Source organism: Gemmatimonadota bacterium (assembly GCA_040388625.1).
GTDB lineage: Bacteria > Gemmatimonadota > Gemmatimonadetes > Gemmatimonadales > Gemmatimonadaceae > Fen-1247.
In genome coordinates this window covers 438,074-454,358 of record JAZKBK010000004.1, presented here as the reverse complement: position 1 = coordinate 454,358, position 16,285 = coordinate 438,074, and the positions used below count along the sequence as shown (strand labels likewise).

Annotated in this window: 23 protein-coding genes and 3 pseudogenes; 24 read left to right on the top strand and 2 right to left on the bottom strand. The window is 62.4% G+C overall.

Annotated elements, in window-relative coordinates; translation table 11 throughout:
• Positions 1-6: 6 nt before the first annotated feature.
• The 23 genes and pseudogenes from rplC (at position 7) to map (ending at position 12,885) form a co-directional block, all read left to right on the top strand.
• Positions 7-690, top strand: coding sequence for a 50S ribosomal protein L3 (gene rplC, locus V4529_10680; protein ID MES2358789.1), 684 nt, complete (start codon positions 7-9; stop codon positions 688-690).
• A gap of 2 nt (positions 691-692) precedes the next feature.
• A pseudogene (rplD, locus tag V4529_10675) lies at positions 693-1,319 on the top strand (50S ribosomal protein L4).
• Between the two features lie 144 nt (positions 1,320-1,463).
• The gene (locus V4529_10670; GenBank protein ID MES2358788.1) at positions 1,464-1,751 is read left to right on the top strand and encodes a 50S ribosomal protein L23; all 288 of its coding nucleotides are present in this window, start codon (positions 1,464-1,466) and stop codon (positions 1,749-1,751) included.
• Between the two features lie 9 nt (positions 1,752-1,760).
• Positions 1,761-2,594 (top strand): 50S ribosomal protein L2, encoded by an 834-nt coding sequence (rplB, locus tag V4529_10665; protein MES2358787.1) that lies wholly within the window; start codon positions 1,761-1,763, stop codon positions 2,592-2,594.
• 15 nt (positions 2,595-2,609) lie between these two features.
• Positions 2,610-2,918: a 30S ribosomal protein S19 gene (rpsS, locus tag V4529_10660; GenBank protein ID MES2358786.1), complete on the top strand. Its 309-nt coding sequence runs from the start codon at positions 2,610-2,612 to the stop codon at positions 2,916-2,918.
• Positions 2,919-2,937: 19 nt separating this feature from the next.
• Positions 2,938-3,288: pseudogene (rplV, locus tag V4529_10655) on the top strand (50S ribosomal protein L22).
• A 116-nt stretch (positions 3,289-3,404) separates the two neighbouring features.
• On the top strand, positions 3,405-4,064 hold the full coding sequence (gene rpsC / locus V4529_10650; protein ID MES2358785.1) for a 30S ribosomal protein S3: 660 nt from the start codon (positions 3,405-3,407) through the stop codon (positions 4,062-4,064).
• Positions 4,065-4,076: 12 nt separating this feature from the next.
• Positions 4,077-4,505, top strand: coding sequence for a 50S ribosomal protein L16 (gene rplP / locus V4529_10645; protein MES2358784.1), 429 nt, complete (start codon positions 4,077-4,079; stop codon positions 4,503-4,505).
• Entirely contained in the window at positions 4,495-4,692 is a 198-nt protein-coding gene (gene rpmC / locus V4529_10640) for a 50S ribosomal protein L29 (GenBank protein MES2358783.1), read from the top strand. The genes rplP and rpmC overlap by 11 nt, the downstream gene beginning before the upstream one ends.
• Positions 4,685-4,993 (top strand): 30S ribosomal protein S17, encoded by a 309-nt coding sequence (gene rpsQ, locus V4529_10635; protein ID MES2358782.1) that lies wholly within the window; start codon positions 4,685-4,687, stop codon positions 4,991-4,993. The genes rpmC and rpsQ overlap by 8 nt, the downstream gene beginning before the upstream one ends.
• Positions 4,994-5,005: 12 nt before the next feature.
• Complete coding sequence (gene rplN / locus V4529_10630) at positions 5,006-5,374, top strand: 50S ribosomal protein L14 (GenBank protein ID MES2358781.1); 369 nt, start codon at positions 5,006-5,008, stop codon at positions 5,372-5,374.
• A gap of 82 nt (positions 5,375-5,456) precedes the next feature.
• Positions 5,457-5,780 (top strand): annotated as a pseudogene (gene rplX, locus V4529_10625) (50S ribosomal protein L24).
• 171 nt (positions 5,781-5,951) lie between these two features.
• Positions 5,952-6,557 carry a 50S ribosomal protein L5 gene (gene rplE, locus V4529_10620; GenBank protein ID MES2358780.1) on the top strand — a complete coding sequence of 202 codons (606 nt, stop codon included), beginning with the start codon at positions 5,952-5,954 and terminating at the stop codon, positions 6,555-6,557.
• A gap of 12 nt (positions 6,558-6,569) precedes the next feature.
• Positions 6,570-6,875 carry a 30S ribosomal protein S14 gene (gene rpsN / locus V4529_10615; GenBank protein MES2358779.1) on the top strand — a complete coding sequence of 102 codons (306 nt, stop codon included), beginning with the start codon at positions 6,570-6,572 and terminating at the stop codon, positions 6,873-6,875.
• Positions 6,876-7,082: 207 nt separating this feature from the next.
• Positions 7,083-7,487 carry a 30S ribosomal protein S8 gene (gene rpsH, locus V4529_10610; GenBank protein MES2358778.1) on the top strand — a complete coding sequence of 135 codons (405 nt, stop codon included), beginning with the start codon at positions 7,083-7,085 and terminating at the stop codon, positions 7,485-7,487.
• An 11-nt stretch (positions 7,488-7,498) separates the two neighbouring features.
• Complete coding sequence (rplF, locus tag V4529_10605) at positions 7,499-8,038, top strand: 50S ribosomal protein L6 (protein ID MES2358777.1); 540 nt, start codon at positions 7,499-7,501, stop codon at positions 8,036-8,038.
• A gap of 3 nt (positions 8,039-8,041) precedes the next feature.
• Positions 8,042-8,389 (top strand): 50S ribosomal protein L18, encoded by a 348-nt coding sequence (gene rplR / locus V4529_10600; GenBank protein MES2358776.1) that lies wholly within the window; start codon positions 8,042-8,044, stop codon positions 8,387-8,389.
• Positions 8,389-9,213 (top strand): 30S ribosomal protein S5, encoded by an 825-nt coding sequence (rpsE, locus tag V4529_10595; protein MES2358775.1) that lies wholly within the window; start codon positions 8,389-8,391, stop codon positions 9,211-9,213. The genes rplR and rpsE overlap by 1 nt, the downstream gene beginning before the upstream one ends.
• Positions 9,213-9,473 (top strand): 50S ribosomal protein L30, encoded by a 261-nt coding sequence (rpmD, locus tag V4529_10590; protein MES2358774.1) that lies wholly within the window; start codon positions 9,213-9,215, stop codon positions 9,471-9,473. Before rpsE ends, rpmD begins: the two co-directional genes overlap by 1 nt.
• 3 nt (positions 9,474-9,476) lie before the next feature.
• The gene (rplO, locus tag V4529_10585) at positions 9,477-9,932 is read left to right on the top strand and encodes a 50S ribosomal protein L15 (GenBank protein MES2358773.1); all 456 of its coding nucleotides are present in this window, start codon (positions 9,477-9,479) and stop codon (positions 9,930-9,932) included.
• A gap of 165 nt (positions 9,933-10,097) precedes the next feature.
• Positions 10,098-11,429, top strand: a complete 1,332-nt coding sequence (secY, locus tag V4529_10580) for a preprotein translocase subunit SecY (protein MES2358772.1) — start codon at positions 10,098-10,100, stop codon at positions 11,427-11,429.
• 15 nt (positions 11,430-11,444) lie between these two features.
• Positions 11,445-12,098, top strand: coding sequence for an adenylate kinase (locus tag V4529_10575; protein MES2358771.1), 654 nt, complete (start codon positions 11,445-11,447; stop codon positions 12,096-12,098).
• Between the two features lie 28 nt (positions 12,099-12,126).
• Positions 12,127-12,885: a type I methionyl aminopeptidase gene (gene map / locus V4529_10570; protein ID MES2358770.1), complete on the top strand. Its 759-nt coding sequence runs from the start codon at positions 12,127-12,129 to the stop codon at positions 12,883-12,885.
• 44 nt (positions 12,886-12,929) lie between these two features.
• On the opposite strand, the gene ftcD is transcribed toward map, so the two are convergent.
• Both ftcD and V4529_10560 read right to left on the bottom strand, forming a co-directional pair.
• Positions 12,930-14,444: a glutamate formimidoyltransferase gene (ftcD, locus tag V4529_10565; protein MES2358769.1), complete on the bottom strand. Its 1,515-nt coding sequence runs from the start codon at positions 14,442-14,444 to the stop codon at positions 12,930-12,932.
• Positions 14,441-15,292 (bottom strand): inositol monophosphatase family protein, encoded by an 852-nt coding sequence (locus V4529_10560; protein ID MES2358768.1) that lies wholly within the window; start codon positions 15,290-15,292, stop codon positions 14,441-14,443. Before V4529_10560 ends, ftcD begins: the two co-directional genes overlap by 4 nt.
• Positions 15,293-15,310: 18 nt before the next feature.
• Here V4529_10560 and trpS point away from each other — a divergent pair, with 18 nt between their 5' ends.
• Positions 15,311-16,285: a tryptophan--tRNA ligase gene (gene trpS, locus V4529_10555; protein MES2358767.1), complete on the top strand. Its 975-nt coding sequence runs from the start codon at positions 15,311-15,313 to the stop codon at positions 16,283-16,285.

Here is a 16,285-nt window from a genome sequence, read left to right as displayed (position 1 = left end):
ACTACAATGATTGGAATCATCGGCAGAAAGCTGGGCATGACCCAGATATTCAACGAGCAGGGCCAGCAGATTCCCTGCACGGTCGTCGAGGCGACACCCAATCCGGTGTTGCTCGTGACCAGCAAGGAAGAGTCGGGCTTCGCATCGGTGCAGCTCGGTTTCGGCACGCAGCGCGTTGCGCGCGATTCGAAGCAGAACGAGCGCACGCCGCGCGGCCGCCGCGCGAACAAGGCTGAGATCGGTCATGCGAAGAAGGCCGGCCTCGATGCGCCGCCGCACACGCTCAAGTCGTTCCGCATCGACGACGCGCCTGGCAAGGATCCCGAGATCCCGACTTACAACGTCGGCGACATGATCGACATTTCGATCTTTGCGCCGGGCGATACGGTCAAGGTCACGGGCACCACAAAGGGTCGCGGCTTCCAGGGCGTTGTGAAGCGCTGGGGCTTTGGCGGCGGACCGAACACGCACGGCAACACCAAGCATCGTCGTCCTGGCTCGATCGGACCTGGTACGGATCCGTCCCGCGTCATCAAGGGCAAGAAGATGCCCGGCCGTTATGGTGACGAGCGCCACACGCAGACGCATCTCCGCGTCGAGAAGATCGACATGGAGCGTAACCTGATCTACATCCGCGGCAGCATCGCCGGTCCCCGCAGCGGGATCGTGATGATCCGCAAGCAGGCTTAATCATGGCTGACACAGAAAACACCGAACAGGAAGTGATCGCGCGTACCGCGGCTGCGTACACCGGCGGTGGCACGCAGCGCGATGCAGTAACGCTTCCGACCGACCTGTTCGACGGCACCATCAACTTCCCGGTGATGCATCACGCGGTCAAGGCGTATCTCGCCAACCAGCGTCAGGGCACCGCGTCGACCAAGACGCGCGGCCTGGTAACAGGTGGTAATCAGAAGCCGTGGAAGCAGAAGGGGACCGGTCGTGCTCGTCAGGGCTCGACGCGTGCTCCGCACTGGGTCGGTGGTGGTACGGTCTTCGGTCCGACGCCGCGCGATTACACGATGGGCACGAACAAGAAGGTGAAGGTTCTCGCTCGCAAGAGCGCTCTGAATGCACGCGCTTCCGAAGATTCGCTGTTCGTGATCGATCGCTTCGACTACGATGCGCCCAAGACGGCGCAGTTGCTCGGATTGCTCGAGTCACTCGGTGTGAGCGGGAAGAAGGTTCTCATTCTCACCGATGGCGTGAACAGGAACGTGTATCTCAGCTGCCGCAATCTTCCGAGCGCGCACGTGATGCCGTTCTCCGACGCTTCGACGTACCACATTCTGTGGAGCGACGTTGTGCTCGTCGAGTCCGGCGCGATCGGCCAGTCTCTCGCTCCGGTTGCCGAGGGTGAAAAGCCCGCGCGCAAGACCGCGGCGAAGAAGACACCTGCTGCGCGGAAGACGACTGCAAAGACGACGGCCAGAAAGACTTCGGCCAAGAAGGAGAAGTAGCACATGGCAACAATGTTCCGCACCATCGTTCGTCCGATCATGACCGAGAAGACTTCGGCGGCCTATCAGGATCGCCAGGAGTACACGTTCGAGGTCTCGCCTGACTCGAACAAGACGGCGATCAGACAGGCAATCGAGAAGCTCTTCGGCGTGACCGTGACTGGCGTGCAGACGATGAACTGCCGCGGCAGAACACGTCGCGTTGGCCAGTCGGTCGGCAAGCGCGCGAATTGGAAAAAGGCCATCGTGACGCTGAAGCAGGGCGACACGATCGACATCTTCGAGGGTTAAGCAGCCACCATGGCAATTCGTCAGTTCAAGCCGGTCACGAAGAGCTCGCGTTTCCGCTCCGTGTCGGACTTCGCCGAGATCACGCGCAGCACGCCTGAGAAGTCGCTCATCGAGCCGCTTCCCAAGTCGGGCGGGCGCGACAATCACGGCCACATAGCTATGCGTCGCATCGGCGGCGGTCACAAGCGTCAGTATCGCAAGATCGATTTCAAGCGCAACAAGTTCGCGATGCCCGCGATCGTGGAGCACATCGAGTACGATCCCAACCGCTCGGCGCGCATCGCGCTGGTGCGTTACGAGGACGGCGAGAAGCGCTACATCCTGCATCCCAAGGGACTGAGCGTCGGCGATACCGTGATTTCGGGACCTGGTTCCGACACGCGTATCGGCAACGCGGTTCCGCTGCGCGAGATGCCGCTTGGTACCGACGTGCACAACATCGAGCTCAAGCCCGGCAAGGGCGGCCAGATGGCACGCTCCGCCGGAATGTCGGCGCAGGTCGTGGCGAAGGAAGGCGAGTACGTGACGCTCAAGCTCGGCTCGTCCGAGGTTCGGCTGGTTCACGGGATGTGCATGGCGACGGTCGGCATCGTCGGCAACGCCGAGCACGAGTTGTTGTCGCATGGAAAGGCAGGCAAGTCGCGCTGGCTGGGCAAGCGTCCGAAGGTGCGCGGTGAAGTGATGAACCCGGTGGATCACCCGCATGGTGGTCGTACGCGCGGCGGACGTAACGTCGTGTCGCCGTGGGGCAAGAAGGAAGGCGTGAAGACACGCCATTCGAAGAAGCCGTCAACACGGCTAATCGTGCGCGGCCGTCGCCGCGGTAAGGCGACGCAGTCTTAAGACGGGTAATCGAATATGGGACGTAGTGTTCGCAAGGGTCCGTTCGTACACGAATCGCTTATGTCGAAAGTCGACGCGATGAACGGCCGCAATGAGAAGAAGGTCATGAAGACGTGGTCGCGCGCGAGCACGATCCTTCCTGACTTCGTTGGGCACACATTCGCGGTGCACAACGGCAACAAGTTCATCCCGGTCTATGTGACGGAGAACATGGTTGGGCACAAGCTTGGCGAGTTCTCGCCGACGCGGCTCTTCCGTGGTCATACCGGTAACAAGGCGACGGACAAGAAGGCGGCGGGCGTGCCGGCCAAGGGTGGCAAGTAACATGGCCGCAACTCCCGTGATGACCGAGCGTGCACGCGCGATTCAGCGCACCACGCGCCAGTCGCCGTACAAGATGCGCCTCGTGATCGATCAGATCCGTGGCAAGAACGTGAGCGACGCGCTTGCACTGCTGCGCTTCTCCAAGAAGCATGCGGCCAAGCAGATCGAGAAGACGCTGTCGTCAGCCGTGGCGAACGCCGAGTACAAGGCGCGTCAGGCCAACGAAGCCATCGATCTCGACCTGCTGGTGGTGTCGCATGCGGTGATCAATGAAGGTAGGCCGATCAAGCGGTTCATGCCGGCGGCGCAGGGTCGTGCCACTCCAATCAGGAAGCGCACGAGCCACGTCGACATCATCGTCTCGGAGCGCGCGGCGAAGCCGAAGCCCGTTGCGAAGAAGACCGCGGCCAAGAAGACTACGGCCAGGAAGACGACGGCAAAGACTGCCGCGAAGAAGACGGCCAAGAAGACCGAGGGAGAGAAGTAATGGGACAGAAGACACATCCAATCGGCTTTCGCCTTGGTGTCTCGAAGAACTGGCGGTCGCGCTACTACGCGAATCGCGACATGCCTGCGATGCTCAAGGAGGACGCACTCCTCCGCAAGTATCTGCACGCGCGTCTCGGCCACGCCGCGATCTCCGACGTCACGATCGAGCGCAAGCCTGGCAAGGTAGTGGTGACGATTCACACCGGTCGTCCGGGCGTCGTCATCGGAAAGAAGGGAACTGAAGTCGATCAGCTGCGTGACGAGCTGAGCCGTCTGTCGGGCAAGGAAGTCGGGATCAACGTCGAGGAGATCAAGCGTCCTGAACTGGATGCCCAGCTCGTCGCCGACAACATCGCGAATCAGCTTGCTCAACGCATCTCGTTCCGCCGCGCGATGAAGCGCGCGGTGCAGAGCTCGATGCGGATGGGCGCTCAGGGAATCAAGGTCAAGTGCGGCGGCCGTCTTGGCGGCGCCGAGATCGCGCGTGTCGAGGGATATCACGAGGGTCGTGTTCCTCTCCAGACGCTGCGCGCCGACATCGATTACGCGACTTCAACCGCGAAGACGACCTACGGCACCATTGGTGTGAAGGTCTGGATCTTCAAGGGTGAGATCGTTGAAGATCGTCGTGGCAAGACTTACTCGACGGATGCGTAAGGAGAATTAGAGATGCTCAGTCCGAAGCGGGTAAAGTTCCGCAAGATGTTCAAGGGTCGCACGAAGGGATTGGCGACCCGTGGATCGAAGGTTTCGTTCGGCGATTTCGGCCTCCAGGCACTGGAGCCAGGCTGGGTCACGAACCGGCAGATCGAAGCCGCTCGTGTGGCGCTCACGCGTCACATCAAGCGCGGCGGAAAGGTGTGGATTCGCATCTTCCCCGACAAGCCGATCACGAAGAAGCCGGCAGAAACGCGCATGGGCAAGGGTAAGGGCTCACCCGAAGGTTGGGTTGCCGTTGTGAAGCCTGGCCGTGTGATGTTCGAGCTGGAAGGTGTGACGCTCGAGATCGCGCAGAAGGCGATGGCGCTTGCTGCGGCGAAGCTCAGTGTGAAGACGAAGTTCGTGAAGCGTGAGGAGGCGCATTCAGATGAAGGCTAACGAAATCCGCGAGATGATCGATTCTGACGTCGTCGCGAAGATCAACGAGCTGGAGGAAGAGCGCTTCCGACTGACGTTCCGCTCTGGAACCGAGACGTTGGAAAATCCGCTACGCCTGCGGTTCATCCGGCGCGACATCGCGCGGCTCAAGACGGTGCAGAACGAGAGGAAGCAGAAGAATGGCTGATATGACTAACGGCGCCGGTTCGTCCCAGCGCACACAGCTCGGGACGGAGACACGTAACGCGCGCAAGGTGCGCACGGGTACGGTCGTGAGCGACAAGATGGAGAAGACCGTGGTGGTCGCCATCGAGCGCCGCGTGAAGCACCCTGTTTATGGCAAGATGATGACGCGTACCAAGAAGCTCAAAGCTCATGACGAGGAGAACTCGGCCAAGCTGGGCGATACGGTACGGATCATGGAGACGCGCCCGTTGTCGAAGGACAAGCGCTTCCGAGTGGTCGAGATCGTCGAGCGCGCACGCTAACGAGATACTGCAATGATTCAGCAAGAGTCCATGGTGAAGGTTGCCGATAATTCCGGCGCGAAGCGGGCGCTCGTCATCCGTGTGCTGGGCGGTACTGGCCGGCGCTACGCGGGTCTTGGCGACGTCGTGATCGTGGCGGTGAAGGACGCCCTCCCGAACGGAACGGTGAAGAAGTCGGACGTGGCGCGTGCGGTGGTAGTGCGCACCGCCAAGGAGACGCGCCGGAAGGACGGCTCGTACATCCGCTTCGATGAGAATGCGGTCGTGATCATCAACGACGCTGGCGAGCCGCGCGCGACGCGCGTGTTCGGTCCGGTCGCACGTGAGATCCGCGACAAGAAGTACATGAAGATCGCCTCGCTGGCGCCGGAGGTTCTGTAGCATGCGCGTGTTGAAATATCGGAAGACGAACAGGAACCGCCTCACCACCGATCGTCACTCGGCGAATGCGGAACGCAGCAGCGTTCACGTTGCCAAGGGCGACACTGTCCGCGTGATGCGCGGCGACGACAAGGGCAAGGAGGGCATGGTTCTCCGTGTCTTCACAAAGAAGAACCGCGTCCTCGTGAAGGGCGTGAACATCGTGAAGAAGCACCGTCGCGCGACGAGTGCGGAGGAAGAGGGCGGCATCCGCGAGATGGAAGCCCCGTTTGCTGCATCGAACGTGATGCTCATCGATCCGAAGTCAGGCAAGCCGACGCGCGTCAAGGCGCGTACGGACAAGGACGGAACGAAGGAGCGCGTCAGCGTCAAGAGCGGCGACTCGATCCCGATGGCGTCCCGTTAAGGAATAGAGCAAATGGCAAACAAGCAAGACAACAAGAAGGGCGGCGCAAAGGGCGGCAAGGCTGGGGCGAAGGCTGGCGGAAAATCGCCGGCGAAGTCCACGCCGCCAAAGACGTCATCCAAGAGCTCGACCAAGGCGTCAGCCGGTCGCGGCGCAGAGCGCAAGCAGCTGCTGCCGACGGAACACGCCGGCGCAGAGCTTCCGGTTCCGGCGCCGCGTCTGCGTGAGCATTACAAGTCGACGGTGCGGACGCGTCTCACCAAGCAGTACGGATTCGGCAACCTGCACGAGGTCCCGACCATCGAGAAGATCGTGATCAACTGCGGTGTTGGCGAAGCGATTCGCAACTCCAAGGTGCTCGACATCGTGGTGGACGAGCTGGCGCTCATAACCGGTCAGCGGCCCGTGCGGCGCAAGGCGAAGAAGTCGATCGCGAACTTCGGTCAGCGCGAGGGCCAGGAGATCGGCGCGTCGGTGACGCTGCGTGGTCCACGCATGTGGGAGTTCCTCGATCGTCTGGTGACGGTCGCGATTCCACGCATCCGTGATTTCCGCGGCCTCAACACACGCGCGTTCGACGGACGCGGCAACTACACGATGGGCGTCAAGGAGCAGATGATCTTCCCCGAAATCAACTACGACATGGTAGATGAGATCCACGGAATGGACATCACTTTCGTCACGACGACGAACAAGGACGATCAGGCTCTTGCACTTCTCCGCGAGCTCGGCATGCCGTTCCGCGGTGAAGAGAAGCCCGTCATCGTACACGGTTAACCGAAGCATACAATGGCGAAGACTTCCAAGATCAAGAAGAACGAGCAGCGTCGTGCAATCGTCGCGAAGTACGCGGCGCGTCGTCGCGAGCTGAAGGCGATAATCAAGAATCCGGCGTCGACGCCGGATCAGCGCGCAGACGCTTATGCCGCGATTCGCAAGATGCCGCGCGACGCGTCAGTGGTGCGCATCCGCAATCGCTGCGAGTTCAGCGGACGGCCGCGCGCGTACCTGCGTCAGTTCGGACTCGCGCGTATCGCGTTCCGCGACATGGCACTGGCGGGGTTCATCCCGGGCGTGCGCAAGGCAAGCTGGTAAGTTGGTAACGTGGCAGTCGTAGGGGCAGGCGCCCCTGCCCGCCCCCTCTTAAGGAATGCGCAGAGTTAAGAAGGGCAGGCACGGGGGCCTGCCCATACAAGCTGGTCGGCAGGGAAAGAAGAAGGCGAGGCAAAGGGCCTCGCTGTATACCCAAGCAGCCCCGCACGTCCGAGCAACGGATACGACGGGACGAGGTAGAGCAGAACGATGAGTATGACAGATCCGATCGCGGATATGCTAACGCGGATCCGCAACGCGTGCCGGGCGAAGCATCGCCGCGTCGACATGCCCGCGTCAAAGGTGAAAACGCAGATCGCGCAGATCCTGAAAGAGAATTCCTACATCCAGGACTACCGCACCCTCGAGACCGAGGAAGGGCGGCAGATTCTGCGCGTGATCCTCAAGTACGCAGCTGGCACGGGCCAGCCGGTCATCCGTGATCTGCAACGCGTCTCGACTCCCGGCCTCCGACGTTACGTCGGTGTCACCGAGATCCCGCGCGTTCGCAACGGACTTGGCATGGCGATCCTCAGCACGTCGCAGGGTGTCATGTCCGACCGCCAGGCGCGGCAGCATCGCACCGGCGGCGAACTCGTCGCGCTAGTCTGGTAAGCGAGCCAACAATGTCACGTATTGGAAAGAAGCCAGTCCCGGTCCCCGCGAACGTAACGGTGACGGTCGACGGCAACAATGTGAAGGTCAAGGGTCCCAAGGGAGAACTCGAGCGCACCCTCCACTCGGACATGAAAGTGTCGATGGAAAACGGTGAAGTGGTCGTGGCGCGTCCGTCGGATGAGCAGAAGCACAAGGCGCTTCATGGTCTCAGCCGCACGCTCGTCGCGAACATGGTCGAGGGTGTATCGACGGGTTTCTCGAAGACGCTCGAGCTGGTCGGCGTTGGTTACAAGGCCGAGGTACGGCCTTATGGCTTGCAGCTGGCTCTCGGCTTCTCCCATCCTGTGGAGTACAAGTCGCCCAAGGGAATCAAGCTGAGCGCACCGCAGCCGACGCAGATCGTCGTCGAAGGCGCGAACAAGGAAGTCGTAGGCCAGGTTGCCGCGGAGTTGCGCAGTCTGCGTCCACCCGAGCCATACAAGGGCAAGGGAGTCAAGTATCAAGGCGAGCAGGTTCGCCGCAAGGCCGGTAAGGCCGGGGGCAAGTAAGCGATGAAAAAACCGCAGACCCGCGAGCAGTACCGCGCCCGTCGTCACTTTCGCGTTCGCAAGAAAGTGAATGGCACGGCCGAGCGTCCGCGTCTGGTCGTGTTCCGTTCCGAGAAGCACATCTATGCGCAGCTCGTGGACGACAACACTCAGCACACGCTCATGACCGTTACGGACGGTGGAATCACCGGGAAGAAGGTCGAGAAGTCATTCGAGGTCGGCAAGAAGATCGCGGCGCGCGCCAAGGAAGCGGGCGTGACCAGCGTCGTCTTCGACCGTGGTGGATATGTGTATCACGGCCGCGTGAAAGCGGTGGCCGACGGTGCCCGCGAAGGCGGGTTGGAGTTCTAATGGCTGACGAACAGAAGCAGGGCGGAGCGCCAGCCGCGAGCGGCGGCGCAGGCAGTGGCACCACTGGTGGCAGCACCGGCGGCAACACTGGCGGACCCGGGCGCAGCGCGCGCTCCGGCGGCGGCCAGCAGCGTGGCCGCGGCGGACAGGGCGGCGGCGGACGCGGTGGCGCTGGTGGTGGTCGCGGAGGCCAGGGTGGCGGTCAGAGCCGCGGTGGTCAGGGCGGCGGTCAGGGTGGCCGCGGTGGCCCAGGCGGCGGACGTGGCCCCGGTGGCGGACGTGACGGTGGACGCGGCGGTCAGGGCGGCGAGGGCGGCAGCGATCTCATCGAGAACGTGGTCGCGATCAATCGCGTCGCCAAGGTCGTGAAGGGCGGACGTCGTTTCTCCTTCAACGCACTCGTGGCAGTCGGTGATGGTCAGGGACGGGTTGGATTCTCGACCGGCAAGGCGAACGAAGTTTCCGAAGCGGTCCGCAAGGCCGTCGAGGCAGCTCGCCGCCGCATGGTCGCGGTTCCGATGACCGGCGGCACGATTCCACACGCTATCGTCGGCCAGCATGGCGCAGGAAAGGTTCTCATGAAGCCAGCAGCACCAGGAGCCGGTGTAATCGCCGGTGGTGCGGTGCGCGCAGTCATGGAATGCGTCGGAATCACCGACATCCTCACCAAGAGCCTCGGCTCGACCAATCCGCACAACATGGTTCTCGCCGCGCTCGACGCGCTGGCGAAGCTGACAACTGTAGAACAGATCGCGCGCGAGCGTGGCGTCGAGCAGAGCTCGCTCGGCTATCGCTCTCGTGCCAAGACGAAGGTGGTTGCGTAATGGCCAGGACTTTCGTGTGGCACCCGACGAGGGGGCCCAAGACGACGGACAAGCTTCAGGCCCCCGGCAAGGGCAGGATCGAGATCAAGCAGGTTCGCAGCAAGATCGGGCATTCGTGGCGCATGCGCCGCACGCTCGAGGCGCTCGGACTCAAGCACCCGCATGACGTGGTGATTCATCAGGATTCGGCGGCACTGCGCGGACAGATCAAGCGCGTGCGCCATCTCGTGACGATCGCTCCGGCCAAGGACGAGGCATAACAAATGGCTAAGAAAATCGGTCTCCATAACCTGTCGTCTGCACCGGGATCGTCGCGCAATCGCAAGCGCATCGGTCGCGGCCCGGGCTCCGGCACGGGTAAGACGTCGGGTAAGGGACACAAGGGTATCAAGGCACGGTCGGGACACCATGGACCGGGCGGCGGCAAGCCACATTTCGAGGGCGGTCAGATGCCGCTCACCCGTCGGCTGCCGAAGCGTGGCTTCACGAGTCCGTTCCGGGTCGAGAGCCAGGTCGTGCGGCTCGGCGACCTCGCAAGATTCGAAGGGAAGGAAATAACGAACGAGCTGCTGGTGGAGGCGGGTATGATCCACGGCGGCAAGGGACCGGCCAAGGTTCTGGCCAACGGAGAGATCACGCAGGCTGTGACGGTCCGGGGGCTCAAGGTCAGCAGCGGTGCGCGCGAGAAGATCGTCGCCGCCGGCGGTACCGTCGCGTAAATTTCCGAAAGGGGCCGCAGCATGGCCACCAACTTTGTGTAATGCGTCGAGTGCGGCGGCCTTGGCCGTCCGCGCCGGCGCTTCGCGATTCTGCCGCGTGAGCGCGATGGAATCGTCCTACAGCAGTTTCGGGTGGCGCTGCCACCCACTGAGGAGACTCTACTAATGGCGCAGACAAATCCCGCATCGGCGGTCGCGGACATCACGCGCAACACCGAGCTGTGGGATAAGATCAAGTTCACCTTCCTCTGCCTCGTCCTTTACCGGCTCGGTTCGCATATCACGGCGCCGGGAATCGACGTGGTGGCGCTCACGGATTTCTTCGCGAACAAGGGTGGTGGAGGATTGCTCGGGCTGTACGACCTGTTCGTCGGAGGCGGTCTCTCCCGCGCAACGGTGTTCGCGCTCGGAATCATGCCGTACATCTCCGCGTCCATCTTCATCCAGATCGCCGGTGCAGTGTTGCCGCAGGTCGAGAAGATGCAGAAGGACGAGGAAGGTCGAAAAACCATCAACCAGTGGACGCGATACATCACCATCGCGCTCGCCGTAGTTCAGGGATGGGGCTTCGCGCTGTTCACGTCGTCGCTCCAGAACGCCGTCATCACGCCGGGCTTCATGTTCAAGCTGCAGATGGTTCTGTTCCTCACCACCGGCGCGATCTTCGTCATGTGGCTGGGCGAGCAGATCACCGAGCGTGGTCTGGGTAACGGTGCCTCGCTCATCATCTTCTTCTCGATTGTCGAGCGCTTCTGGCCCGGCATTCTCGACACGTTCAAGTTCGTGACGACGCAGGCGATCGGACCATTCTCTCTGATCATACTCGGCTTCGTCATGGTTGCCGTCGTCGCCGGTACGATCGCGATCACGATCGCAGCGCGGCGCATAATGATTCAGATTCCGCAGCGCACCATGTCTCGTGGGCGCCAGCGAGAAGCATCGCGGAACTTCATTCCGCTCCGAATCAATACCGCGGGCGTGATGCCTATCATCTTCGCGCAATCGGTGATCGTGATTCCAGGCGCGTTCGCACAGTTCAGCGGCAATCCGTTCATGCAGCAGATGTCGGAGCGTATGCAGCCCGGAACGTGGTTGTACTTCACGCTGCTGGCGATCCTGATCATCTTCTTCACGTACTTCTACACTGCGATCATCTTCAATCCGGTGGACATCGCCGAGAACCTGAAGAAGCAGGGCGGATTCATTCCGGGTGTGAAACCTGGCGCGAAGACAGCCGAGTACGTGGATTCGGTGATATCCCGGATCACGCTTCCAGGCTCGATATTCCTCACGTTCATCGCACTGCTTCCGATCTTCATCGCGGATGCGATCAACGTTCCGTTCACGTTCGGCGGCACGTCGCTGCTGATCGTTGTCGGTGTCGCGCTCGATACGATGGCGCAGATCAACCAGCACATGCTGCTCCGCAAGTACGACGGATTCATGAAGAAGGGACGCGTAAGGTTCCGCGGGCAGAATTCGTTCGCCGGCTACTGACGTCGCGGTGCAATTGTGATAATCGTTCTGCTCGGACCACCGGGCGCGGGGAAGGGAACTCAGGGCGAGCTGCTTGCAGCTCGCCTTGGCATTCCGAAAATCGCCACCGGCGATCTGTTTCGCGCCGCTGTGCGTGAAGGCACGCCTCTTGGACTCGAGGCCAAGCAGTTCATGGATCGTGGCGATCTCGTTCCCGATTCGGTGATTCTCGGGATTCTTCGCGACGCGATTGCGTCGCCTGAATCCGCGCGCGGTGCAATTCTCGACGGCGCAGTCCGCACCGTACCTCAGGCGGAGGGTCTCGCCGAGGCGCTCGCGAGCATCGGCCGAAAGGTCGACGCGGTGTTGCTATTCGAGGCGAATCACGCTGAATTGATCCGGCGGCTCAGCTCGCGCACGACCTGCGACGTATGTCAGACGCCGTTCAGGGGCCTCGAGCCGGGCACCGCGTGTCCACGCGGCGACGGCGGCCGTCTCATTCGCCGCCAGGACGACGAGCCTGACGCCATTCAGAATCGGCTCAACGTCTACGAAGAGCTCACCGCGCCGGTTGTCGAGTGGTATGATTCCCATGGTATTCCGGTGCAACGCATAGACGCGATCGGCGAAGTGACGGACGTTACGGCCCGGGCGGCGCAGGCGCTCCAGAGCGTCCAACTCGCATCCTGACGGCGCACGCGGTTAGAGGAAGCAGTCAATGATACAGCTCAAATCAGCAAGAGAGATCGAGATCATGGCGCGCGGGGGACAGATCCTCGCCGCTGCGGTGCGTCTCGCTGAAACCGACACGCGCGCCGGAATGTCGACGCTCGACGTCGACCGCATGATCGAGGAATTCATACGCTCGCACGAAGGCGCACTTCCGTCGTTCAAGGGGCTTTACGGATTTCCCGCAAGTGTGTGCGCATCGATCAACGAAGAGATCGTGCACGGAATACCGAGTGCAAAGCGCGTCATTCGCGACGGCGACATAGTATCGATCGACGTCGGCGTACTGCTCGAAGGTTATCACACGGATGCAGCCACGACGGTCGCGGTCGGTAATGTCGGCGCGGAATCATTGCGGTTGCTCGACGTAACGCGCAAGGCGCTGGCCGCTGGAATCGCAGCTGCGCAGCCGGACAATCACGTCGGCGACATCGGCGCCGCGGTGCAGGAAGTGGTCGAGCGCGCGGGCTTCAACGTCACGCGCGACCTGGTCGGACATGGAATTGGAACTACGTTCCATGAAGACCCGCAGGTTCCCAACTACGGCAAGCCCAAACGTGGCGTGAAGCTGGCAGCCGGCCTTACGATCGCAATCGAGCCCATGGTAATGATCGGCAGCCACAAGACTCGCCAGCTGCCGGATCAGTGGACTGTCGTGACGGTCGACAAATCGCGTGCAGCACACTTCGAGCACACAGTCGCCATCACTGCGCAGGGCCCGCGCGTGCTGACGCAGCTAGCTGCGTAAGACCAGCGTGCGCGCGGCATAGCTCGCGTGCACGTGTGGCGGCGTCAGATCGCCGCCCACACCCTCTTCGCCACTGATGCAGCAAGCGCCTCCGTTTCCGCCGAGAGCGCGATTGCTTCTTCCAGAGGTCCCGCCGCATCGGCACCGTCGCGTAGTGCGCTCGCATTCACGCCGATGTTGTAGGCCGCCCCGGTGCATGCGGCGCTCGCCAGCAGGGCTGCAACACCGACGTCGGTGATAGCGTTCGGATTACCGCGTTCCGAGGCAGCGCTCACAAGGACCAGTGTCCGAGCTGCGCAACGTGCCACAGAGAGCGGGACGTCGATAGCGCCGAGGAGAGCGTCGTGTATCGCAACATCTCGCGCAACGTTCTCGTCCGGGGTCCGATGCGGCAATCTGCGCGCATCGGTGACACGTGCGTAGGCCTCCGCGTCGCGCCGCGCGAGAGTCTGCAACTCGTGCGCAATGTCCAGTGCGCCACGCTGGATCTCCCGCATTTCGGCGTCGACCGCCGCATACCGATCGCGGCCGATGGTCAGACCCGCGACCATGCTCACCAGAGCCGCGCCAAGAGCACCCGCGATCGCCGCTACGCTTCCTCCACCCGGGACGGCGTCCGCGCTGGCGACGCTTTTCAGATAATCGGACATGGATTGCTCGGCGCGTTTCGCCAGCACGGCGCGCTCGAGTACGTGTGCGCCGATGTCGTCTCTCAGCCTCAATGCTCTGGAAGACAGCTCGAACGCAGCGCGCTCGGGCAGGAGACCTATCAATTCGCTCCATACGATCTCCAGGCCACGCTCGCGTGCCTCGCGCTCCACTGCGACATAGGCAGTCGCGAGCGACGTCTGGTCGATGTCGACCAGATTCATCGATACCTGAGCCTGGCCATTCACTTCGAGTCCGAGAGCCTTCACGGCTCGCAGCCCGCCACTCGACTCGCGAACGGCGCGTGCAATGTCCCTGGCCGCGCGCAGATTGCCGCTGTCGCCGATGTATGCGTTGAAGGCGATCAGAAACGGACGCGCGCCGATTGCGACCGCACCCGCAGTGGGATGCACGCGCGCAGGTCCGAAGTCCGGTGCCCGGGCAGGATCCGATGTGATTGCATCGCGCAGCGCTTCGAAGCCGCCACGCCGTACGTCCGCAAGATTGCGTCGCGACACGTGAGTTGCCGCTCGCTCGTAGAGATAGACCGGAATCCCCAGTTCGTCTCCGACTCGCTGCCCGACCTCACGCGCGATCGCAATGCAGTCCTCCATCGTCGCACCGTCGAGTGGCACGAACGGAACCACATCCGCCGCGCCGATGCGTGGATGCACGCCCTCGTGTCGCGTGAGGTCGATATGGTCGCGCGCCGCGCGGATCGCGGCGACTGCGGCATCGACCATGCTTTCCGCCGGCGCAACGAAGGTGATGACCGACCTGTTGTGCGAGGCATCCGAAGTCACGTGCAGCACGGAGACTCCCGGCACCGCGGCGATTCGATCGCGAATCGCGTCGACGGCCGCCAAGTCGCGCCCTTCGGAAAAATTCGGAACACATTCTATGAGCTTCATGTTCCAGAACGGTCCGCGCCGTGCAGGACGTCGAGCAGCCATCCGTGCATCGCAGGATTACCGGCCACGAGCGGCGCCGTTTCGATCGTGGCCGGCGTGCCATCGATGCCGGTGACGATTCCGCCAGCTTCACGTACCAGCAGAATGCCGGCCGCCATATCCCACGGCGACAGGTGCAACTCCCAGAAGGCGTCGAACCTTCCGCCAGCGACCCATGCGAGGTCGATCGCAGCCGAGCCGGCTCTCCTGATTCCCGACGTAGTCCGGGCGATCGGAACGAACTGGCGCGCATAACGCACCGCATCCGCATTCTCGCCGAACGGAAAGCCGGTGCCGATGAGCGCCCTTTCCGGATCCGATATCTGCGACACGTGAAGAGGTATCCCGTTCAGTCGCGCGCCCATGCCGCGCACCGCGGTGTACAGCTCGCCGTGCGGAATGTCCAGCACCAGTGCGACGATCGGTTCCGTGTCGTGGATTGCGGCTATCGAAACTGAATACGCCGGGATCCCGTGCAGGAAATTCGTGGTGCCGTCGAGCGGATCGACGACAAACGCGAGTCCGTGCGGAAGCGGCTCATCGCGCCAGCTCTCCTCGCCCAGTACGCGCAGGTCTGGAAAATCGGCGTGCAGTGCGTTGGTGATTTCATGCCGGATCAGCGCTTCCGAGGAGGTATCTATCTCCGTCAGGTAATCGGCCAGACCCTTCGACTGCCAGACGAGGTCGCCGCGGCGGGTCGCACCGGCCGAGATTATACCTTCCGCCGCGCGCGCCGCAACGATCATCGCGTCGAGGATTTTCGCGATGATCTCGCCAGTGTATGGAACAGCTGCCTGACTTGTGGTCATCGCTCGTATATTTGGCGTATGGCACGTGTATTCAGCGGCATTCAACCCTCGGGTGAGCTGCACATAGGAAACTACCTCGGCGCAGTGCGCAACTGGGTCGAGCTGCAGCACCGATACGAGTCGTTCTTCTCGATCGTGGACTACCACGCGATAACGGGCATGTACGAGCCGGCAGATCTGCGCCGTCGCACGCGCGACATGGCGATCTCGCTACTCGCGTCCGGCATAGATCCCGAAAAGTGCACCCTGTTCGTTCAGTCCGCGGTCTCCGAACATACCGAGCTGGCGTGGATTTTCAACACGGTGACTCCGCTGGGTGAGCTGGAGCGCCAGACCCAGTTCAAGGACAAGTCGAGCCGCCAGGAGAGCATCCTCGCGGGGTTGCTCAACTACCCGGTGCTTCAGGCTGCCGACGTCGCGCTGTATCAGTCCGAGCTCATCCCGGTGGGCGAGGATCAGGTGCAGCATCTGGAACTCGCGCGCGAGATCGTTCGCCGCTGGAACTCCAAGTTCGGCATCGATTTCTTCGTCGAGCCCAAGCCGCTGCTCACTCCGACCAGACGCATCATGGGACTGGACGGCCAGGCGAAGATGTCCAAGTCACTCGGTAATACGATTGGTCTGCTGGAAGAGCCGGCAGCGATCTGGGAGAAGCTGCGCCCCGCGGTCACCGACCCCGCCCGGGTAAAGAAGACCGATCCCGGCACTCCGGAAGTCTGCAACATCTATCACATTCACAAGGCGTTCAGCTCTCCTGCAACGGTCGAGCACGTGGCGCAACAGTGCAGCAGCGCCGGCTGGGGTTGCATCGATTGCAAGCGCGTTCTGCAGGCCTCGATGGAGACCGAGCTGGGTCCGATTCGCGCTCGCGCGGCAGAGCTTCGTGCAGCGCCCGAGCGTGTCGAGGACGCCCTGTCGGCGGGCGCTGCGAGCGCGAGGGCGATCGCCAGCGCCACGTTGACCGAGACCAAGCAGATCATGGGTCTCCGCTAG